Origin of the sequence: Sphingomonas sp. Leaf4 (genome assembly GCF_920939515.1) — a bacterium.
Classification (GTDB): Bacteria; Pseudomonadota; Alphaproteobacteria; order Sphingomonadales; family Sphingomonadaceae; genus Sphingomonas.
In genome coordinates this window covers 318239-335040 of record NZ_CAKLBB010000001.1, presented here as the reverse complement: position 1 = coordinate 335040, position 16802 = coordinate 318239, and the positions used below count along the sequence as shown (strand labels likewise).

Here is a 16802-nt window from a genome sequence, read left to right as displayed (position 1 = left end):
CGCTCCCATGCCGGTGTCGCCATTCCCCAGTCGCGGGCAAAGCGGAGAAGTTTAGCGGCCGTTCGATCGAAAATGGTGGCAGTTGGCAATGCCCCGCCTCCCGCCTGCGCCTATGGCCGCCGACGGGAATGACGGGGACTGGGATGGAAGCCGACCGGGCGCTCAATCTGCTGGACGACATGCTGTGGCAGGGACTGATCGTCACCGCGCCCATCCTGCTCGCCACCCTCGCGATCGGGCTCGTCATCAGCGTGTTTCAGGTCGCGACGCAGATTCAGGAAGCGACGCTCAGCTACGTGCCCAAGCTGCTGGTCGCGGCGGGGCTCGTCATCGTGCTCGGTCCGTGGATGATGACCCGCGTGACCGATTTCGCGCGCGGCCTCTATCTCGCCATTCCGGCACTGGTCGGATGAACGGCTTCGTGCTTCAGGCGGTGGCGACGCTGCTGGTGTCGCTGCGCATCGCGCCGACGCTCGCCTTTGCCCAGCCGTTCACGCTGATCCGTATTCCCGCGATCGTGCGCGTGCTGCTGGCCGTGGCGCTCGCGACATGGCTGGTCGCGGGCAACCCGCAGGCAACGTGGCGCGCGCCCGGCTGGCAAGCCGCGCTTCCGGCAGTGGCGGCGGGCGAACTGCTGCTCGGCATCGCGCTGGCGCTTGCGCTGCAACTGGCGTTTGCAGCACTACTCGTGGCCGGACGGACGATCGATATACAGGCGGGCTATGGCCTTGCCGTGCTGGTCGATCCGTCGCTGCGCAGCCAGTTGCCGCTGATCGGCACCGTCCTCGCCTATGCCGGGGGGGCGGTATTCTTCGCCACCGATGGCCCGGCGCGGCTGCTGGCGATCTGGGCGGCGTCGCTCGAACGCGCGCCGCTCGGCAGCGCGTTCGACATGGCGCGCAGCGACGTGCTGATCGGCTATGTCTCGGCGGTGTTCCTGCTCGCCTTCGGGCTGGCGGGGCTGGTGTTGCTGGTGCTGTTCCTGCTCGACCTCGCCATCGCGCTGATGTCGCGCACCCTGCCACAGATGAACGTCCTGCTGCTCGGCTTTCAGGTCAAGACGCTGGCGACCCTCATCATGCTGCCGATCGCGCTGGCCTTGTCGGGATCGCTGTTCGCGACGCTGATCGCCTATGCGCTCGACACGATGGCGGCGATCGCCTGATGGCCGAGGGGTCCGAACAGAATCGCAGCGAGGCGCCCACCCCGTTCAAACTGCAAAAGGCGCGCGAGAAGGGACAGGTCGCGCGCAGCATCGAGCTGGGCTATCTCGCGACGCTGGTCACGCTCGCCGCTTTCGTCCTCATCGCCGGCCCTGCGCTGATCGCGACGCTGGCGCAGGCGATGCGGACCGCCTTGTCGAGCGGGTTCGCGATCGCCGACGAACCCACCGGGGCGGCCGGACTGCTCGGCCAGCTCTATGGCACGATCCTGTCGCCGCTGATGCTGCTCGGCGGCACGCTGGTCGCGATCGTCGTGCTGCTCGAACTGATCCAGTTGCGCGGGTTCCTGTTCACGCTCCATCCGCTCAAACCCGACTGGTCGCGGCTGAACCCGGCAAAGGGTCTGAAACGGCTGTTTTCGCTCCGCCTGTTGAAAGAGACGCTGAAGAGCATCGCCAAGTTCGCCGCCTATGCCACCGTCACCTGGCTGGTGGTGCGTGGCGCGGTCGCAACGCAGGCCGAGGCGGCGGGGGACGGCGAACGGATCGCCGGGTTGCTGCGCGCGGCCGGGCTGCGACTGGTCTTTTTCTTCCTGCTGGTCGGGGTCGGCTTCGCGATCCTCGACCAGTTGCTCGTCCGCCGGGAGTTCACCAAGCAGATGCGGATGAGCCGCCGCGACGTGACGCGCGAATCGCGCGAACGCGAGGGCGAACCCCGCATCAAGCAACGCCGCAAGCAACTGCACCGCGAAATGACCCAAGCGGGCAAGGGCACGCTGGTCGGGGCCGACCTGCTGGTCGTGAACCCCGAGCATTTCGCGGTCGCGCTGCGCTACGATCCCGCCGGCATGATCGCACCGCAGGTCAGCGCCAAGGGCCGCAACGCCTATGCGCTGCGGCTGCGCGAGGAAGCGGGGTGGCGGGGGTTGCGCATCTTTCCCGATCCGCCGCTCGCCCGCGCGCTGTTCCGCGACTGCGCGATCGGCGCGACCATCCCGCCCGACCGGTTCGAAGCCGTCGCCGCCCTCTATATCGCGCTACAACGGACCTGACCCCCATGCCCACCGCCACCCCGGCGTTGCCCACGCTGCCCAAGGGCAACAAGGACCTGACCCTCGTCATCGCGACGATCGGCATCCTCGTCATCCTGTTCGCGCCGATCCCGCCCGCGCTGCTCGATCTGGCGATCATCGCCAATTTCGGGCTGGGGCTGACGATCATGCTGCTGACCTTCTACGTCGCCAAGCCGGTGGAATTCTCCACCTTCCCCTCGCTGCTGCTGGTCGCGACGCTGTATCGCCTGTCGCTCAACGTCGCGGCGACGCGGCTGATCCTGACCGGCGGCGACGCGGGGGAGGTGATCGGATCGATCGGCGCATTCGCGGTGCGTGGCAATTTCGTCATTGGGCTGGTCGTCTTCTCGATCCTCGTCGTCGTCCAGTACGTCGTCGTCACCAGCGGCGCGCAGCGCGTGTCCGAAGTCGCCGCGCGCTTCACGCTCGATTCGATGCCGGGGCAACAGATGAGCATCGACGCCGACCTCAACATGGGCCTGATCGACCGCGACGAGGCGGTGGCGCGGCGCAAGGGGCTGGAGAAGGAAGCCTCTTTCTATGGCGCGATGGACGGCGCCAGCAAGTTCGTGAAGGGCGACGCGATCGCCGGGATCATCATCCTGCTCATCAACATCATCGCCGGCTGGATCGTCGGCGTGACGCAGCTGGACATGCCATGGTCCGAAGCGCTCCAGCATTTCACGCTGCTGACCATCGGCGACGGCATCGCCACGCAGTTGCCCGCCCTCATCATCTCGATCGCGACCGGCATCATCGTCACCCGCTCCGCGTCGGACCGCGAACTGTCGACCGAAGTGTTCCGCCAGTTGGGATCGGTGCCGCGCATCCCGGTAATCGTCGCGATCGTCCTGCTGGCGCTGCTCCTGCTGCCCGGCATGCCCAAATGGCCGATCGTGGTCATCGCCCTCCTCGCCGGCAGCGCATGGTGGCGCATCCGCCGCGCCCGCCGGCAAGCGGTCGGCACACCGCTCGACGAGGAGGTCGCCGCCGACACCGGCAACATGCCACCGATCGAAATCCGGCTGGGCAGCCGCCTGTCCGCCACTTGGACCGGCGACGCCGCGCTGCTGATGGACCGGATCGCCGGATTGCGTCGGGTGCAGGAGGACCAGTTCGGCATCGCCTTCCCCGCCGTCCGGCTGGAGGATGGCGAGGGGCTGGGCGACGATCAGTATGAAATCCGCCTGTTCGGCGCGCGCCACGGCGCCGCCGACATCCATCCCGATCGCGTGCTGGCGGTTCCCGCCAACGGCCAGCGTCCCGCGCTCGACGGGATCGAGACGGTCGACCCCGCCTTCGGTCTGCCCGCATGGTGGATCGCCCCCGCCGCCGCCGATGCCGCCCGCGCCAGCGGCTGCACGATCATAGATCCGCTGACGGTGCTCACCACCCATTTCGGCGAGATCGTCCGGGGGGAAGTCGCGACGCTGCTGACCCGCGCCACCGTCGTCGCACTGCTCGACGGCGTGCGCAAACGGCAGCCCGGACTGGTCGAGGAACTGGTGCCGCAGATCCTCTCCGTCTCCGACATCCAGCGGGTGTTGCAGAATTTGCTGTCCGAAGGGGTGTCGATCGCCAATCTCGACCTGATCGTCGAGCATCTGGTCGATCTGGCGCGAACGCAGAAAGACCCGATCGAGCTGACCGAAGCGGTGCGCCAGCGCCTCGCCTATGCGATCTGCCACAAGCTGCGCGGCCGCCACGCCGATCTGGCGGTGCTGAGCCTCGATCCCCGGCTGGAAAACCAATTGTCCGCCAACCTCGGCTCGGCCGGCGGCGGCACGGCGATGGCGTTCGATCCGCGCCTCGCCGAGCAACTGCTGCGCAAGCTGGTGCCGCTGACCGAAGCGATGTTCCGCGAAGGCCGCGCGCCGGTGCTGCTGTGCGGCGCGGAACTGCGCCGCCATCTGCGCACGCTCACCCGGCGGAGCCTGCCCAATCTGTCGATCCTGTCGGTGGGGGAGATCCCGATGCGGATCACGCTCAAATCCTTCGACATCGTCCGCCTCGAACCGCAGGGTTGATCCCATGACCACGCCCGCCGAAGCCCATGCGCGGCTCGCCGCCTATCTCGCGACCGATCCCGACAATATCGCGCTGCTCGCCGACACCGCGCAGGCCGCCCTCGCCGCCGGCGAATGGGACATGGCCGAAACGCTCGCCGACCGGCACGACGCGCTGGCCGGCCCCGGCCCGGCGATGACCCATTTGCGCGGGTTGCTGGCGATGGCGCGGCAGGACTGGGACGCGGCGTGCGACACGTTCGCCCGGTTGCTCGACCTCGGCGTCGACGCACCGGCGATCCGCTTCAATCTCGCATGGTCACACGCGATGGCCGGGCGTCCCGACGCGGCGCTGGCGTTGCTCGACGACGCGGTGGTCGCGCAGATCCCGCAGGCGGCGCAATTGCACGTCGGTCTGCTCCACCACCACGGCGACCTCGACGCCGCCGAAGCCGCCGCGCGTGCCGCGATCGATCGTTTCCCCGATCATATCGGGCTGAACGCCGATGTTTCGACGCTGGCGATCGACCTTGAGGACATGGCGCTGGCCCGCATGACAGCGCAGCGCGCCGGATCGCATCCTGCCGCGCTGGTCACGCAGGGCGTGCTCGCGCTCGATGCGGCGGATGCCGATACCGCCGCGCACCGGTTCGATGCCGCGCTGACGAGCGATCCGGGCAACGGCCGCGCCTGGGTCGGCCGGGGCCTCGTTGGGCTCCACCGCCAGGATTTCGCCGCCGCCGCCGCCGATCTGGATCGCGGTGCGGCGATCTTCGGCGAGCATCTCGGATCGTGGATCGCGGCCGGCTGGGCATGGCTGCTGGCGGGCGACCGGGCGGCGGCACGCGAACGCTTCGCGCGGGCGCTGACGATCGACGACAATTTTGCCGAGGCGCATGGCTCGATGGCGGTGCTCGACCTGCTGGCGGGCGATACCGCCGCCGCCCGGTCGGGCATCGCAGTGGCGGTCCGGCTCGACCAGCAATCCTTTTCCGCCGCGCTCGCCGCCGCGATGCTGGCGGCAAGCGACGGCGATGCTGTACAGGCCGAGCGGATCGTGGCGCTCGCGCTGGCGACACCGATCAACGCCGATGGCCGGACGATCGCCGACGCGCTCGGGCAGATCAGCCGCCAGCAATAACTACCGGCCGCGCAGCGCCGTCGCCGCGCGGTCGATCAGGTCCGGGCCGCCGGGCATCTCACCGATGATCCGCATCACGTCGCCGAGAATCGCCTGAAACCCGGCGTCATTGGCCACCGCCTCGCCCAGTTCCTCGATCAGCAGCCCCTGCACCACCGCCCGGCGGCGCTCGTCGGGGTCGAGCGCGTCGAAGCCGGCCATCGCCCGCAGCCGGGCGACCGGCGCACGCTCGCGCCGGGCAAGCGGCCCGCTCCGCGACGCATCTCTGGTCGCGCCGCCCCGCGCCAGTCGTTCGCGCAGCAGCAGCAGGACCTGATCGGTCCCCGTAACCCGCGTCATCAGTGCATCGTGCCATGCCCGCCCGACTGGCCGAGCAGGAACGACGTCGCCGATGCCGCCTCGCCGGGTGCCGGCGTTTCGATGGTCGGCAGAAGGGCGGCGCATTGGTCGACGATCAACTGCATGTCACGGTTGAGCGGCAGATTTTCGTTGTTGACGGCAATCCCCGCCAGCAACGCCTCGCGCGCGTCTGCGAAGCGATCGTGGATCAGGTGGGTCAGCCCGGCGACGAACCGCGTCAGATAGTGCGTTTCCGGCAAAGACCCAAGCGGCTGCCATGTTGCCATCGCCCGCGCTGCCTCACCCGACGTCAGTTCGAACAGCCCCAGTTGAAACCGGGCCAGCGCGAAGTCCGGGGCGAGCGCCACCGCCTGCGCCAGCGCCGCATGCGCCTCGATCGGGCGGTTGGCGGCGGCGAGGAACGACCCGCGCAGGAAATGCAGCCGCGCATCGCCCGGATGGCGCTCGATCAGCCGGTTGGCGATCGCCAGCGCGTCACCACCGCCGTCCTGCGCCGCCGCGATCAGCCGCCCCATATCCTCGTCGCTGCACTCGGTCATCGTTCCTCCTTGAAGCGGTTTTCGATCATATTGGATCATCGGCACGGCGACGATTTCGGTTCGTGGCAAGGCGCGAGGAGGGCGCGATGCCAAAGCATCGTAACCGACGAGCAACGCCGCCACGGATCGAAAGCGGCCCGCCGCGTCGGCGGTCGCCCGCCAGGGCGATGACGATGGTGCAACATGGTCGAAAGCCGCTCTAGGTGTCGTGTAGCCGTCGCCGCAACCGGGCGAGTGCTGCGGCATGTAGTTGCGAAACCCGCCCTTTCGACAGGCCGAGCAATTGCGCGAGATGGGTGAAGCTCACCCCCGCGCCATAATGCTGGCGGATGATCGTCGCCTCGCGTTCGGGCAGATCGTCGATCGCCAGCCCCAGCAGCGCGCTGCGTTCGCGCCATGCCAGCGACTGATACGCATCGGGCCGGGGGTCCACCCCCTCCCCCACCACCACGAGCGTCGTCTGTTCGAGCATCAGCCCGATCGCCAGCCCCGCCGCCAGCGCGCCGAGCGCGGCGACCGGATCGGCCGCGTCACTGTCTTCGACGAGCGATCCGCCGCGCTCCACCTCCTGCCGCCGCCGTTCGCGGTAGCAGGCGTCGGTTTCGTTCATCCGCGCTGCGCCGTCGGCGATCGATCCAACGATCCGCCGCCGGGCATAGGCCCCGAACGGCACGTCGCGCCATGGATCATAGCGATCGATCGCCTGGAGCAGTCCGGCATAGGCGAAATGTTCCAGATCGCCGAGTTCGGTGCCGTGGTGCGGCCGGCGATGGAGCTGTCGCCGGGCGATACCCCGCGCCAGCGCGCGGTATCGCTCGAACAACGCCTCGCGACAGCGCCATTCGCGGTTCTGCCGCAGCCGGCGCCACAGCGACGCCTCGACCCGCGGCGGCACCAGCAGCATGTCGAGGCCCGAACGTGCCTTCATCGGAAACTGCCGAGCACCCCCTGCAACACCAGCCCCCAGCCGTCGATCAGCACGAACATCAATATCTTGATCGGCAGCGAGATGGTGGCGGGCGGCACCATCATCATGCCCAGCGCCAGCAGGATGCTGGCGACGACCAGATCGATCAGCAGGAACGGCAGAAGGATGACGAAGCCGATGGTAAACGACACGCGCAGTTCGTTGAGGATGAACGCGGGGGCGAGCTTCAGCGTCTCGACATCCTCCGCGCGCGCGGGCAGCGGCGTCTTGCTGATCGCGTAGATCGCCTCCAGATCGGCGTCGCGGGTCTGCGCCAGCATGAACCGGCGCAGCGGCGCGGTGCCGGCGGTCATCGCCTGCTCCACGCCGATCCGCCCGGCGATCAGCGGTTGCAGTGCGTCGGCGTTGATCCGCTCGAACGTCGGCGCCATCGTGAACGCGGTCAGGAACAGCGCCAGCGCGACCAGCACCGGATTGGGCGGCGTTTCGGGCATGCCGAACGCATGGCGCACCATCGACAGCACGATGACGGTACGCACAAAACTGGTCATGCTGATGATCGCTGCCGGCACCACCGCCAGCAGCGTCAGGATGAGCGCGGTGCGCACGACATCGCTGCCGATCGCACCGTCGAGCAGCGGAGCAATGGTCATGCCGCGCCCTCGCCGACCGGCCGGGCGCGGACGATCTGTTGCCCGGTGGCCGACGACAGGATCAGATATTCGTTGCCGTCGCAGCGCAGCAGGCACAGGTCGGCGTGCGGGCTGATCCGGCGGCTTTCGATCACCGCGATTCGCCGTTCGCGCACCGTCCGTCGCAGCATGCCCAGCCGCGACAGGTCGATCCGTCCCCCGCCACGCTTGAGCAGGATCGCCGCCAGCGCGGCCGCCATCAGGCACAGCACCAGTGCCGCGACGATGCGAGTCAGCGAAATGTCGAGCGCGCCGCCGCCCGCCAGTCGCGGTGCGCTCGCCGCGCTGGCGGCGAGCAGCATCAGGCCGGCCATGCCACAATATCCTCGATCCGAACGCCGAACCGGTCGTCGACCGCGACCAGCTCGCCGCGCGCGACGGCGACGCCGTTCAGCCGCAGCTCGACCTGCCGGTTGAGCGGCGCGTCGAGCGCGACGACGCCGCCCGCCTTCAACGCGGTCAATTCACCAACGGTCATGCCGGCCTGGCCCAGCACCGCGTCCAGTTCGACCGCGACGGTTTCGATCAGCTTGGGGCTGATCTTGGAAGTGGAGGTTTTGCTATCGGTCAACGCGCATCTCGTTCAGCCTAGAGGTTCGACGATTTTCAGGAACGGCGCGGGGTCGGCGGCGACGACCATCACCCGCCCGCGCGCGGCGGCGCGGCCGTTAAGCGTGATCGGCAGCGGATCGGCGACCCCGGTGTCCAGCACCACGACATCGCCCGGCGCGAGGGCGGCGAGATCGGCGACGGTCATCGCCACCCGCCCCGCCGCCGCGCCGACCCGCACCCGCAACGCCGCGAGCGCCGGCACCGGCGAGGCGAACGGCGACGGTGCGGCTGCGGGCAGCCCCTGCCGGATCAGCGTCGCGAACTGCCCGGCACTCCAGCCGATGGCGAGTACCTCGCCGATCGTCGCGCTCCATGCCGGAAGCGTCGTCACCGGCCGCCAGTCGCCGCGCTCGGCGATCAGCGTGCGCAGCTCGGCAAGGCACGGCTCGGCGACCTCCGCCAGCAACTGCCGCTCGGCCTCGCTGCGATCCTCGGCGGGCACGTCGAGCATCCGCGCGCCGATGGCGATCATCGCGTCGACGGCGGTGCCGATCATCACTCCGCCGCTGCCACGCCACTGCAACCCCGCCGGGCTGCCGCGGACCGGCGCCTGCAACGCCGGCGGCCGCAGCGCGAACCAGCGGCCCGCCCAGCGCTCGACCCGTGCCGCAAGGCCGGCGTGGAGCGAGGCCGGTGGCACGGCACCGGCCGGCAGCCAAGGGGTGGCGTCGCTCACCCCTGCCCCCGGATGCCAAAGAGCTGCTGGATCATGTCGTTCGACACGCTGACAATCTGCGACGACGCCTGGAACCCGCGCTGGATCAGGATCAGGTCGCCGAACTGCTGCGACAGATCGACGTTCGACGCCTCCAGCCGGCGCGAACGCACCTGCCCGACGCGCGGATCGCTGCTGGCGAGGAAGGCGTGCTCGCCCGGACTCGTCTGCGCGAACACTCCGCCCTGCCGCTGTTCGAGCGTGCCGGGATCGCGGAAGTCGGCCAGCGCCACCGCGCCCAGATCGACCTTCTGGCCGTTCGAATAGCTGAGTTCCAGATGGCCCGAGGCGTTGGTCGCGACCCCGGTGACGGTGCCGGCGGCATAGCCGTCCACCTTGCTCGCGCGCAGCGTCGACACCTCGCCGCCCGAAAACGACGTGACCCCGGCCGAAAAGTCGAACTCGACGTCGAGCCCCGCCGCCGCATCGCCGAAGCGCAGCTTCGCGCTCGCCGGATCGACGATGCCGCCGGTGAAGGTCAGCGCCCTGGTGCCGATCGTCGCGCCCTTGGCGTCGGTGACGGTGACGTTCCACGCATTGCCGGTGGCCGCCGCATCCTTGGCGAAGGCCGCCGTCCAGACGTGCTGCGTCCCGCCGGCGTCCGTCACCTTGAGGTCGCCGACGGTAAAGCTGGCCGCGCCCGACGACAGATTATCGGCGAAGGTGACGCTCGTCGTCGCCTTGGGCGGGCTGGTGCGCTGGCGATCGATCGACAGGCTGACCGGGCGGTTGTCCGCGCCCAGTGTCGCCAGCCGATAATCGGTGCCGGCGAGCACGACATGGCCATCGCCGTTCACCTCGAAGCTGCCGGTGCGCGCGAACAGCGTCCGGTCGCCGTCGAGCAGCACGAGGAACCCGTTGCCGTCGACCGACAGGTCGAGATCGCGGTCGCTGGCGCGCAACTCGCCCTGCTTGAAGCTCAGCTTGCCCTCGCCGACCTCCACCCCGTCGCCGTCACCCTTCGCCCCGGTCAGCGCCAGCCCGCCGCCGCCGCCCGCCCCGGTCAGGTTCTGGAACGTCACGTTCGCCCCCTTGAACCCGGTGGTGTTCAGATTGGCGACGTTGTTGCTGACCTGTTGCAGCCCGCGCGAATAGGCGTTGAGGCCGCTCAGCCCGATATAGATCGCACCGAACATCATTTCTTCTCCCTGATCTGCGATAGGCTGGCGATGGCGATGCCACTGATGGTTCGCTTGTCGTCGGTTTCGATGGTGACGCTGGGCGTGCCGTTCGACAGCGCGACCGCGCTGACCGTGCCGCTCAGGGTCGCGGTCCCGGCGGGCACGTCGACATATTTGCCGAGCAGGCTCGCCGCCTGGGTGGTCGCCTGCGCCGCGACCAGCGCCTGAAGCCGGTCGTTGGTCGTCTGCCCCTGCTGGACCTGCGAGAATTGCGCGAGCTGCGAGACGAACTGGAAATTGTCCATCGGCTTCAGCGGGTCCTGATAGGTCAACTGGGTCAGGATGATCTTCAGCAGCGCATCGAAGCCGAGCCCGAAGGCGCTGCTGGCAGCGGTTGCGCCGGTGGTCGTGGCCGGCGCGGGGTCGCTGCCGGTGGCCGGGGTAGTGGGGGCGATCTGCATCAGCGTTCCCTGGGTAGCTGGAGGGGCCCGAGCACCGCGATCCGGCCCGGCGCATAGCCATGGCGCGACAGCAGCGCGGCAATCTCGTCCGACAGGCGGCCGGCGGCCGGATCGTGGCGATCGATCCGCGCGACGACGTCGATCCCGTGCGCTACCGCCTGCACCGCCACTGCGACGAACGCGGTCGGGGGCGGTACTATAGGGCGACGCGGTGGCGTGAGAACCGCGACCCGCGCTGGCGTGTTCTTCGCGAACGTCCGGGCGAGGACGACCGGCAGGATCGATCCGCCCGATGCGGCTTGCCCGTTGCGTGTCGGGACCGGCGGGGGCGAGGCCATCGTCCCGGCGAACGATGCTTTGGCGGTTATCGTCGTCCGTTCGGCCAGCGCCGGCAGGGCAGCTTCTCCGGACATCTTACCGACTATGAGCACCGCCGCTTGCGGCAGGGCAGCCGACGAAGCCTGCACGGGCGGTTCGGTTGCTTCTGCAACGATGACCCCCGTCCCGAAAAATCCGTCCTGATTGAAAACGCGCGCCCGGGCATCTGTTACATGATTCGATGCAGCCCCGATCGGCACGCCATCGACCGCAGCAAGCCGGGTATCGGCAGGCTGCACTCCGGCCACGGTCACGTCGTGCAGCGGCGAAACGATCGCGTCGACCACGACCGGCGCAAGGTCACGCGGCACCACCGGATGGCTTTCGAGCGATGACGGGGAGGACGGTATTTCGGCTGACAGCGCCGACGGCCCCGCCATCGTCGGCGGCTCCGCGTCATCCGTCTGCGCCGAGGCGACGGCCAGCGCGACCGGCACCGACGACGACGGTTCGGCAACCGCTGGCGGCACGAGCAGCATCGCGAAGGTCGGCGCTCCCGCCATGCCATCCTGCGGCGGCGCGACGAGCGATCGGGCCGGACCGGCCGGTGGCTGGACCCACAGCGGCGGGATCATCGCGCGCTCCATTGGAAACACAGCCGGTCGGCCGCCGCCGTCAGCAGCGCCTCGTCGGCCCGTCGCGCTGCATCGGCCCTCGCGGCGGCGACCGCGTCGTCGAGCATCCGCCAGCGACCATCCTCGCAGCGCCATGCCGCTTCGGTTCCGGCGCGGGCGGTGGCGGCATCGCGTGCCAGCCGGTCCGCCCGCACCACCTGTTCGGCCCGCTCGCGCAGCTCGCGACCAAGCAGCACGCCCAGCAACGGATCGAACCGCGCGCGCATCTGCCCGTTCCAATCGCGCTCGGCGGCGTGCAGCATTTCGCCGGCCTGCATCCGCGCCGCCTCGGCCGCATCCAGCGCGCGGAGCGCATCGGCGTGCCGCACCTCGGCCTGCCGCCGGCGCGCGCCAATCGCGCTGCGGCATTGTGCCAGCATCGCCTGCCGCCGGTCAGCCATGCGCCGCTCCCCGCATCATCGCGAGCAGCGCGCGCTTCGTCTCGGCGATCGGGACGGCGCGGTCGTTCGGCTGGCGCAGGAATGCCAGCAGCGCCTCGCGCCCGGCGATGACCGCGTCGGTCGCGGCATCGCTGCCGCGTTGATAGATGCCGCTCTGGATCATCACCCGCGCCTCATCGAACAGGCTCAACTGCGCGACGGCGGCGCGTGCGGCATGTGCCTGATCGGGTGCCATCAATCCGCCCGCCAGCCGGCTGACGCTGCGCGGCAGGTCGATCGCCGGAAAATGCCCCTGTTCGGCCAGCGTGCGCGACAGCACGATATGGCCGTCGAGCAGCGACTTCATCGTCTCGACGATCGGATCGTCGACCTCGTCGGTTTCGCTGAGCACCGTCATCACCGCGGTGATCGCGCCCTGCCCACGCACCGCGCCGCAGCGCTCGACCATCCGTGGCAGCGCGGCGAAGACATTGGGGGTATAGGCGCGCGCCGTCGGCGGCTCGCCCGCCGCCAGCCCGATCTCGCGCAGCGCCATCGCCAGCCGCGTGACCGAATCGATCACCAGCAGCACATGCTCGCCCTGCCCGCGCCAATGATCGGCAAGGCACAGCGCGACCGATACCGACCGCGCGCGCAACACCGCGCTTTCGTCCGATGTCGCCGCGACGATCGTGAAGCGATCCCGGTCGCGCCGCGACGCGACGCTTGCCCAGAACTGTTCGACCTCCCGCCCGCGCTCGCCGACGAGGCAGAGGATACAGCGCGTCGCATCGCTCTGCGCGACCAGTTGTTCGACCAGGCTGGTCTTGCCGACCCCGCTCGCCGCGAAGATGCCGATGCGCTGGCCGATACCGAGCGTCAGCAACCCGTCGATCGCGCGGATGCCGGTTTCCAGCACGCGGTGCGGCGCGACGCGATCGAGCGTCGGCGGCAGATCGCCGCGCGGACGCTGGAAGCGCGTCGCGGCAATCGGCCCGCCGCCGTCGATCGGCCGCCCCAGCGCATCGATCGCCCGCCCGGCATAACTATCGCCGACGCCGACCGATTCCGCCGCGCGCCACCGTTCGACCCGCGCGCCGACGCCGATGTCCCCGGCTTCGGCAACGGGGACGAGGATCAACCCGTCCTCGCCCGCCGCCGCGACCTCGGCGAGCAGCATGGCCTCGCCGATCGCGCACAGATCGCCGACCGTCGCGGCAGGGCCGCTCGCCTCGATCCGGCCGGGGGCGACCCGGCGGACCTCGCCATAGGGCACGACCGCCGCATGGGCGGCGATGGCGTCGAGGAAGCGGTGCGGCGTCATGCGTCCGCCATCGCATCGATCAGCCGCAGCAGCCGCGTGGCCTGTGCCGGCACGTCGAGATCGACCGCCCCCAACCGCAACGATGCACGGCATGCGCCCGACGGCAGGGCGGGATCGATCGACAGCACGACCGGCACCGCGCCATCGCCCAGCGCTGCTTCGATCGCCATGGTATCGGCGAAATCGCGACCGCTCACCCGCAGCGACAGCAACGCGCCGTCGCGCAGCACCGCAGCGTGCCGCGCGACGGTAGCGACCACCATTGCCGCCATCGCGTCGGGGTCGGCGAACAGCTTCGCGAGCGCGGCGTGAATCAATGCCGCCGCCAGCCGGTCCATATCGGCCAGCCGCGCGTCGATCCTTGCGCCCGCCTCTCCTACACCTTTGGCCAGCAGCGCGATCCGGTCCGCCGCACGGTCGGCGGCGGCGGCGAGGCCGGCCGCATGGCCTTCGGCGTGACCGGCCTTCCTCGCCTCGACGACGGCGGTGCGGGTCGCGGTGGCGGCGTCCGCCAGTTGCCGGCGCAACCGCTCGCTCTCGGTCCGCAGTCGAGTGATTTCAGCCTGTGCCGCCGCCAGCGCTTCCGCGTGGCGATCGATCGGCGGCGGCACCGGGACGGCGGGCACCGTCGCACTCAGCCGACGGACGGTGCCGCCCTGTCCGGCGGCATCTTTCAGGACCATGGTCATGACCGGCGCGCTCCGGTTCGTCCGACCATCCGGTCGAACAGCGTCGGGCCACGCGCCACCACCGCGACGGTATCGGGACGCCGCGCTGCCCGTGCCAGCGCCTCACGCGCGGCGGGAGTCATGGCGTCATCGTCCGTACAGGCGGCGATCCGCGCGGCGATCGCCGGACCATAGGGTGACGGGGCCGCCTCATCGATCCGCGCCGCGATCCGGCGGCGTTCGGCCGGTGGCAGGGTGTCGAGAATCGCCTGTCGGTCGGGGGTGGCGAGCGTGCGCAACCGCTCGACCAGTGCCGTGAGCGTCAATTCAGCGGCGGCCATCATCGGCCCCTTCCCGCGCCAACTGCCGGCGCAACGCATCGGCAAAGGCATCGCGTTCATGCTCGGGCATCGCCTTCGCGGTGCGGCGACGCCACGTCATGCCGGCCACGACGAGCAGCGCGACGAGTGCGAGCCACCACGCACTGGGCCAGCCAGTCGCCGGTTCGACCGGATCGGTCGTCGGCAGCGGGGTGGTCACGATGCGCGGCGTCGCGGTCATCATGGGTGCGGCGGCGGGCTGATCGATCGATCCCGTCTCGAACAGCAGCACGTCGCCCTGCGTTTCGCTCAGGCCGACCGCCGGGGTGACGACCTCATGCAAGCGGCGCTGGGTGTCGGCGTCGACGGCCTGCGTCGTGACCAGCGTCATCCGCAGCCGGAAATCGCGGCTGCCGCCCTGTTCCCCCGGTGTCCAGCGCGCCGGATCGATCACCGTGTCGCCCTGCGGCAGCGCGAGGACGCGGAGCAGATAGCGCAGGTCCGGCCGCGCGCTATCGATCGCCGCCTGCGCCCGTGCGCGGTAATATTGCTCGACCGCGCCCTTCGCGCCCGCATCGGCGACCGGTGCGGCACTGGCGCCCTGGCTGATGACGCGGCCATCGCCGTCGAGCACGACCACCCGCTCGGCCGGCAGATCGGCGACCGCCGCCGACACCAGCCGCTGGATACCCGCCACCCGCCCCGGATCGGGGGTCAGCCCGGCGCGCATCGCGACGGTGACGGCGGCGCTCGGCGCGGTCCGGTCGTCGCGGAACAACGCCCGCTCGGGCAGCGCGAGATGCACCCGCGCCGTCTCGACGCCGTCCATCGCCATGATGGTCCGGACCAGTTCCCCCTGAAGCGCGCGCTGGTAATTGATTTTCTGCGCGAAGTTGGTCAGCCCCATGTCGGACTTGTTGAAGAGTTCGAAGCCGATCTGCCCGGCCATCGCCGCATCCGAGCGGACGAGCGCCAGGCGGGTCGCGTCGGCCTCGTCATCGGGGACGAGGATGGTGGTGCCGCCGTCGCGCAGGTCATAGGGCGTGCCGCGCTTGTCGAGTTCGGCGACGATCGCCGCCGCCTCGCCCGGCCGGACGCCGTCGGCCAGCACGACATAGCCGCCGCGCAGGAACAGGAAATAGCCGAGGCCGAGCAGCAGTACGACCGCCGCGAACACCGCGCCGATGACGACCCACTGCCGCCGCGAGGAGGGAAGCACCGCGTCGCTCACAACTGCATGTTCATCAGTTCGCGGTAGCCCTCGACCAGCCGGGCGCGGACCTGCATCGCGAGTTCGACCGACAGCCGCGCCTGTTCGAGCGCGATCGTGACCTGGTGCAGCGGCACGTCGTCGCCGACCGCGAAACGGCGGACGAGCGCGTCTGCACTGGCGAGCTTCGCATCGACGCCGCGCAGGCCAGCCATGACCATCGCGCCGAAGTCGGGCGCGGCGACGGTAGCGGGCGGCGGCGCGGACAGCACGGGTCCCAGTTGCAGCGCGAGCGGTGCTGCATCGATACCGGCCAGCGCGGGGATGGCGGCGACGCTCATGCCTGTTTCCCCAGATCGAGCGCGCGGGTCATCATCTGATGCGCGATGCCGAGCGCGGTCAGGTTCGCCTCGTACGCGCGGGCGGTACGGATCATCAGCGCCATCTCCCCCGCCTGATCGATGTCGGGATAGGTTACGAACCCCTCAGCATCGGCATGGGGATGGCCGGGTTCGTGGACGCGGCGCAGACTGCCGGCCATCGGGGCCAGTCCCTGTGCGACGACACCCTGCGCGCCGCGCATCGCGCCGGGGAAACCACCGGCCGGGCCGGACAGAAGGCGTTGCGCGCGATAGGGCTGACCATCGGCGGCACTGGTGTTCATATGGGCGAGGTTGGCGGCAATGACCTGCAACCGCTGCCATTCGACGTCGAGCCCGCTCCGGCTGATCGCGGCGGCGTTCATGACTCAGCGCCCCCCGGCGATGGCGCTGCGCAGGATCGCGCCCTGCCGGCCGAGCATGTCGAGCAGCGCAGAGTAGCGCAGCGCGGTGTCCGATGCGGTGGCAAGTTCGAGGTCGACTCGCATCTCGGTGCCATAGGCGGGCGTCGCGGCGAGCAGCGTCTCGGCCCGGACCGCGGCGATCGCGGCCGGCCCCTGCGGTGCCGCACGGCGCAGCGCGTCCTCGAACGCGACCCGCACCGGGCGATAGCCGGGCGACGAGGCATTGGCGATATTGGCCGCGGTCGCCTCGGCACGGGCGGTCAGGCCGTCGAGCGCCTTGACGATCAGTTGCGAGGTATCGGCGTTCATCACGA

General features: G+C 70.0%; 23 protein-coding genes. 5 read left to right on the top strand and 18 right to left on the bottom strand.

The window, feature by feature from the left end; all coding sequences use genetic code 11:
• Positions 1-143: 143 nt before the first annotated feature.
• Genes fliQ through LRA89_RS01445 form a run of 5 tightly spaced genes read left to right on the top strand, consistent with a single transcriptional unit; the run spans position 144 to position 5382 of the window.
• Entirely contained in the window at positions 144-413 is a 270-nt protein-coding gene (fliQ, locus tag LRA89_RS01465; RefSeq protein WP_055758032.1) for a flagellar biosynthesis protein FliQ, read from the top strand.
• On the top strand, positions 410-1165 hold the full coding sequence (locus tag LRA89_RS01460; protein ID WP_055758029.1) for a flagellar biosynthetic protein FliR: 756 nt from the start codon (positions 410-412) through the stop codon (positions 1163-1165). The genes fliQ and LRA89_RS01460 overlap by 4 nt, the downstream gene beginning before the upstream one ends.
• Positions 1165-2214: an EscU/YscU/HrcU family type III secretion system export apparatus switch protein gene (locus LRA89_RS01455; protein ID WP_055758026.1), complete on the top strand. Its 1050-nt coding sequence runs from the start codon at positions 1165-1167 to the stop codon at positions 2212-2214. The genes LRA89_RS01460 and LRA89_RS01455 overlap by 1 nt, the downstream gene beginning before the upstream one ends.
• A 5-nt stretch (positions 2215-2219) precedes the next feature.
• Positions 2220-4262, top strand: a complete 2043-nt coding sequence (locus tag LRA89_RS01450; protein ID WP_230635838.1) for a flagellar biosynthesis protein FlhA — start codon at positions 2220-2222, stop codon at positions 4260-4262.
• Positions 4263-4266: 4 nt separating this feature from the next.
• Positions 4267-5382 (top strand): tetratricopeptide repeat protein, encoded by a 1116-nt coding sequence (locus tag LRA89_RS01445; protein WP_230635836.1) that lies wholly within the window; start codon positions 4267-4269, stop codon positions 5380-5382.
• Here LRA89_RS01445 and LRA89_RS01440 read toward each other — a convergent pair whose 3' ends face one another.
• The 18 genes from LRA89_RS01440 to LRA89_RS01355 form a co-directional block, all read right to left on the bottom strand.
• Entirely contained in the window at positions 5383-5721 is a 339-nt protein-coding gene (locus LRA89_RS01440) for a hypothetical protein (RefSeq protein WP_055758018.1), read from the bottom strand.
• Positions 5721-6281 carry a hypothetical protein gene (locus LRA89_RS01435; RefSeq protein WP_230635834.1) on the bottom strand — a complete coding sequence of 187 codons (561 nt, stop codon included), beginning with the start codon at positions 6279-6281 and terminating at the stop codon, positions 5721-5723. The genes LRA89_RS01440 and LRA89_RS01435 overlap by 1 nt, the downstream gene beginning before the upstream one ends.
• Before the next feature lie 199 nt (positions 6282-6480).
• Complete coding sequence (locus tag LRA89_RS01430; RefSeq protein ID WP_230635832.1) at positions 6481-7209, bottom strand: sigma-70 family RNA polymerase sigma factor; 729 nt, start codon at positions 7207-7209, stop codon at positions 6481-6483.
• Positions 7206-7862: a flagellar type III secretion system pore protein FliP gene (fliP, locus tag LRA89_RS01425; RefSeq protein ID WP_230635830.1), complete on the bottom strand. Its 657-nt coding sequence runs from the start codon at positions 7860-7862 to the stop codon at positions 7206-7208. The genes LRA89_RS01430 and fliP overlap by 4 nt, the downstream gene beginning before the upstream one ends.
• Complete coding sequence (locus LRA89_RS01420; RefSeq protein ID WP_230635828.1) at positions 7859-8215, bottom strand: hypothetical protein; 357 nt, start codon at positions 8213-8215, stop codon at positions 7859-7861. The genes fliP and LRA89_RS01420 overlap by 4 nt, the downstream gene beginning before the upstream one ends.
• Positions 8203-8472: a FliM/FliN family flagellar motor switch protein gene (locus LRA89_RS01415; protein WP_230635826.1), complete on the bottom strand. Its 270-nt coding sequence runs from the start codon at positions 8470-8472 to the stop codon at positions 8203-8205. The genes LRA89_RS01420 and LRA89_RS01415 overlap by 13 nt, the downstream gene beginning before the upstream one ends.
• A 12-nt stretch (positions 8473-8484) precedes the next feature.
• Positions 8485-9189: a FliM/FliN family flagellar motor switch protein gene (locus LRA89_RS01410; RefSeq protein ID WP_230635824.1), complete on the bottom strand. Its 705-nt coding sequence runs from the start codon at positions 9187-9189 to the stop codon at positions 8485-8487.
• Entirely contained in the window at positions 9186-10367 is a 1182-nt protein-coding gene (locus tag LRA89_RS01405; RefSeq protein WP_230635822.1) for a flagellar hook-basal body complex protein, read from the bottom strand. Before LRA89_RS01405 ends, LRA89_RS01410 begins: the two co-directional genes overlap by 4 nt.
• Complete coding sequence (locus LRA89_RS01400) at positions 10364-10810, bottom strand: flagellar hook assembly protein FlgD (protein WP_230635820.1); 447 nt, start codon at positions 10808-10810, stop codon at positions 10364-10366. The genes LRA89_RS01405 and LRA89_RS01400 overlap by 4 nt, the downstream gene beginning before the upstream one ends.
• Positions 10810-11763: a hypothetical protein gene (locus LRA89_RS01395; protein ID WP_230635818.1), complete on the bottom strand. Its 954-nt coding sequence runs from the start codon at positions 11761-11763 to the stop codon at positions 10810-10812. The genes LRA89_RS01400 and LRA89_RS01395 overlap by 1 nt, the downstream gene beginning before the upstream one ends.
• Complete coding sequence (locus tag LRA89_RS01390; protein WP_230635816.1) at positions 11760-12203, bottom strand: hypothetical protein; 444 nt, start codon at positions 12201-12203, stop codon at positions 11760-11762. Before LRA89_RS01390 ends, LRA89_RS01395 begins: the two co-directional genes overlap by 4 nt.
• Complete coding sequence (locus LRA89_RS01385; RefSeq protein WP_230635814.1) at positions 12196-13506, bottom strand: FliI/YscN family ATPase; 1311 nt, start codon at positions 13504-13506, stop codon at positions 12196-12198. The genes LRA89_RS01390 and LRA89_RS01385 overlap by 8 nt, the downstream gene beginning before the upstream one ends.
• Positions 13503-14195, bottom strand: a complete 693-nt coding sequence (locus LRA89_RS01380; RefSeq protein ID WP_230635812.1) for a hypothetical protein — start codon at positions 14193-14195, stop codon at positions 13503-13505. Before LRA89_RS01380 ends, LRA89_RS01385 begins: the two co-directional genes overlap by 4 nt.
• Positions 14192-14515, bottom strand: coding sequence for a hypothetical protein (locus LRA89_RS01375; RefSeq protein WP_230635810.1), 324 nt, complete (start codon positions 14513-14515; stop codon positions 14192-14194). Before LRA89_RS01375 ends, LRA89_RS01380 begins: the two co-directional genes overlap by 4 nt.
• Positions 14502-15725, bottom strand: coding sequence for a flagellar basal-body MS-ring/collar protein FliF (gene fliF / locus LRA89_RS01370; protein ID WP_230635808.1), 1224 nt, complete (start codon positions 15723-15725; stop codon positions 14502-14504). Before fliF ends, LRA89_RS01375 begins: the two co-directional genes overlap by 14 nt.
• On the bottom strand, positions 15722-16045 hold the full coding sequence (locus LRA89_RS01365; RefSeq protein WP_230635806.1) for a flagellar hook-basal body complex protein FliE: 324 nt from the start codon (positions 16043-16045) through the stop codon (positions 15722-15724). Before LRA89_RS01365 ends, fliF begins: the two co-directional genes overlap by 4 nt.
• The gene (locus LRA89_RS01360) at positions 16042-16449 is read right to left on the bottom strand and encodes a flagellar basal body rod protein FlgC (RefSeq protein WP_230635804.1); all 408 of its coding nucleotides are present in this window, start codon (positions 16447-16449) and stop codon (positions 16042-16044) included. The genes LRA89_RS01365 and LRA89_RS01360 overlap by 4 nt, the downstream gene beginning before the upstream one ends.
• Positions 16450-16452: 3 nt before the next feature.
• Positions 16453-16797: a flagellar basal body rod protein FlgB gene (locus tag LRA89_RS01355; RefSeq protein ID WP_230635802.1), complete on the bottom strand. Its 345-nt coding sequence runs from the start codon at positions 16795-16797 to the stop codon at positions 16453-16455.
• Positions 16798-16802: the final 5 nt, after the last annotated feature.

Bases quoted from the DNA above. Each gene is read 5' to 3' on its own strand.
- LRA89_RS01460 (WP_055758029.1), top strand. From the start codon at position 410: ATGAACGGCTTCGTGCTTCAGGCGGTGGCGACGCTGCTGGTGTCGCTG.
- LRA89_RS01400 (WP_230635820.1), bottom strand. From the start codon at position 10,810: ATGCAGATCGCCCCCACTACCCCGGCCACCGGCAGCGACCCCGCGCCG.
- LRA89_RS01445 (WP_230635836.1), top strand. From the start codon at position 4,267: ATGACCACGCCCGCCGAAGCCCATGCGCGGCTCGCCGCCTATCTCGCG.
- LRA89_RS01405 (WP_230635822.1), bottom strand. From the start codon at position 10,367: ATGATGTTCGGTGCGATCTATATCGGGCTGAGCGGCCTCAACGCCTAT.
- LRA89_RS01395 (WP_230635818.1), bottom strand. From the start codon at position 11,763: ATGATCCCGCCGCTGTGGGTCCAGCCACCGGCCGGTCCGGCCCGATCG.
- LRA89_RS01355 (WP_230635802.1), bottom strand. From the start codon at position 16,797: ATGAACGCCGATACCTCGCAACTGATCGTCAAGGCGCTCGACGGCCTG.
- LRA89_RS01420 (WP_230635828.1), bottom strand. From the start codon at position 8,215: ATGGCCGGCCTGATGCTGCTCGCCGCCAGCGCGGCGAGCGCACCGCGA.
- LRA89_RS01450 (WP_230635838.1), top strand. From the start codon at position 2,220: ATGCCCACCGCCACCCCGGCGTTGCCCACGCTGCCCAAGGGCAACAAG.
- LRA89_RS01440 (WP_055758018.1), bottom strand. From the start codon at position 5,721: ATGACGCGGGTTACGGGGACCGATCAGGTCCTGCTGCTGCTGCGCGAA.
- fliQ (WP_055758032.1), top strand. From the start codon at position 144: ATGGAAGCCGACCGGGCGCTCAATCTGCTGGACGACATGCTGTGGCAG.
- LRA89_RS01375 (WP_230635810.1), bottom strand. From the start codon at position 14,515: ATGGCCGCCGCTGAATTGACGCTCACGGCACTGGTCGAGCGGTTGCGC.
- LRA89_RS01385 (WP_230635814.1), bottom strand. From the start codon at position 13,506: ATGACGCCGCACCGCTTCCTCGACGCCATCGCCGCCCATGCGGCGGTC.
- LRA89_RS01380 (WP_230635812.1), bottom strand. From the start codon at position 14,195: ATGACCATGGTCCTGAAAGATGCCGCCGGACAGGGCGGCACCGTCCGT.
- LRA89_RS01430 (WP_230635832.1), bottom strand. From the start codon at position 7,209: ATGAAGGCACGTTCGGGCCTCGACATGCTGCTGGTGCCGCCGCGGGTC.
- LRA89_RS01435 (WP_230635834.1), bottom strand. From the start codon at position 6,281: ATGACCGAGTGCAGCGACGAGGATATGGGGCGGCTGATCGCGGCGGCG.
- LRA89_RS01360 (WP_230635804.1), bottom strand. From the start codon at position 16,449: ATGAACGCCGCCGCGATCAGCCGGAGCGGGCTCGACGTCGAATGGCAG.
- fliP (WP_230635830.1), bottom strand. From the start codon at position 7,862: ATGACCATTGCTCCGCTGCTCGACGGTGCGATCGGCAGCGATGTCGTG.
- LRA89_RS01455 (WP_055758026.1), top strand. From the start codon at position 1,165: ATGGCCGAGGGGTCCGAACAGAATCGCAGCGAGGCGCCCACCCCGTTC.
- LRA89_RS01390 (WP_230635816.1), bottom strand. From the start codon at position 12,203: ATGGCTGACCGGCGGCAGGCGATGCTGGCACAATGCCGCAGCGCGATT.
- LRA89_RS01365 (WP_230635806.1), bottom strand. From the start codon at position 16,045: ATGAGCGTCGCCGCCATCCCCGCGCTGGCCGGTATCGATGCAGCACCG.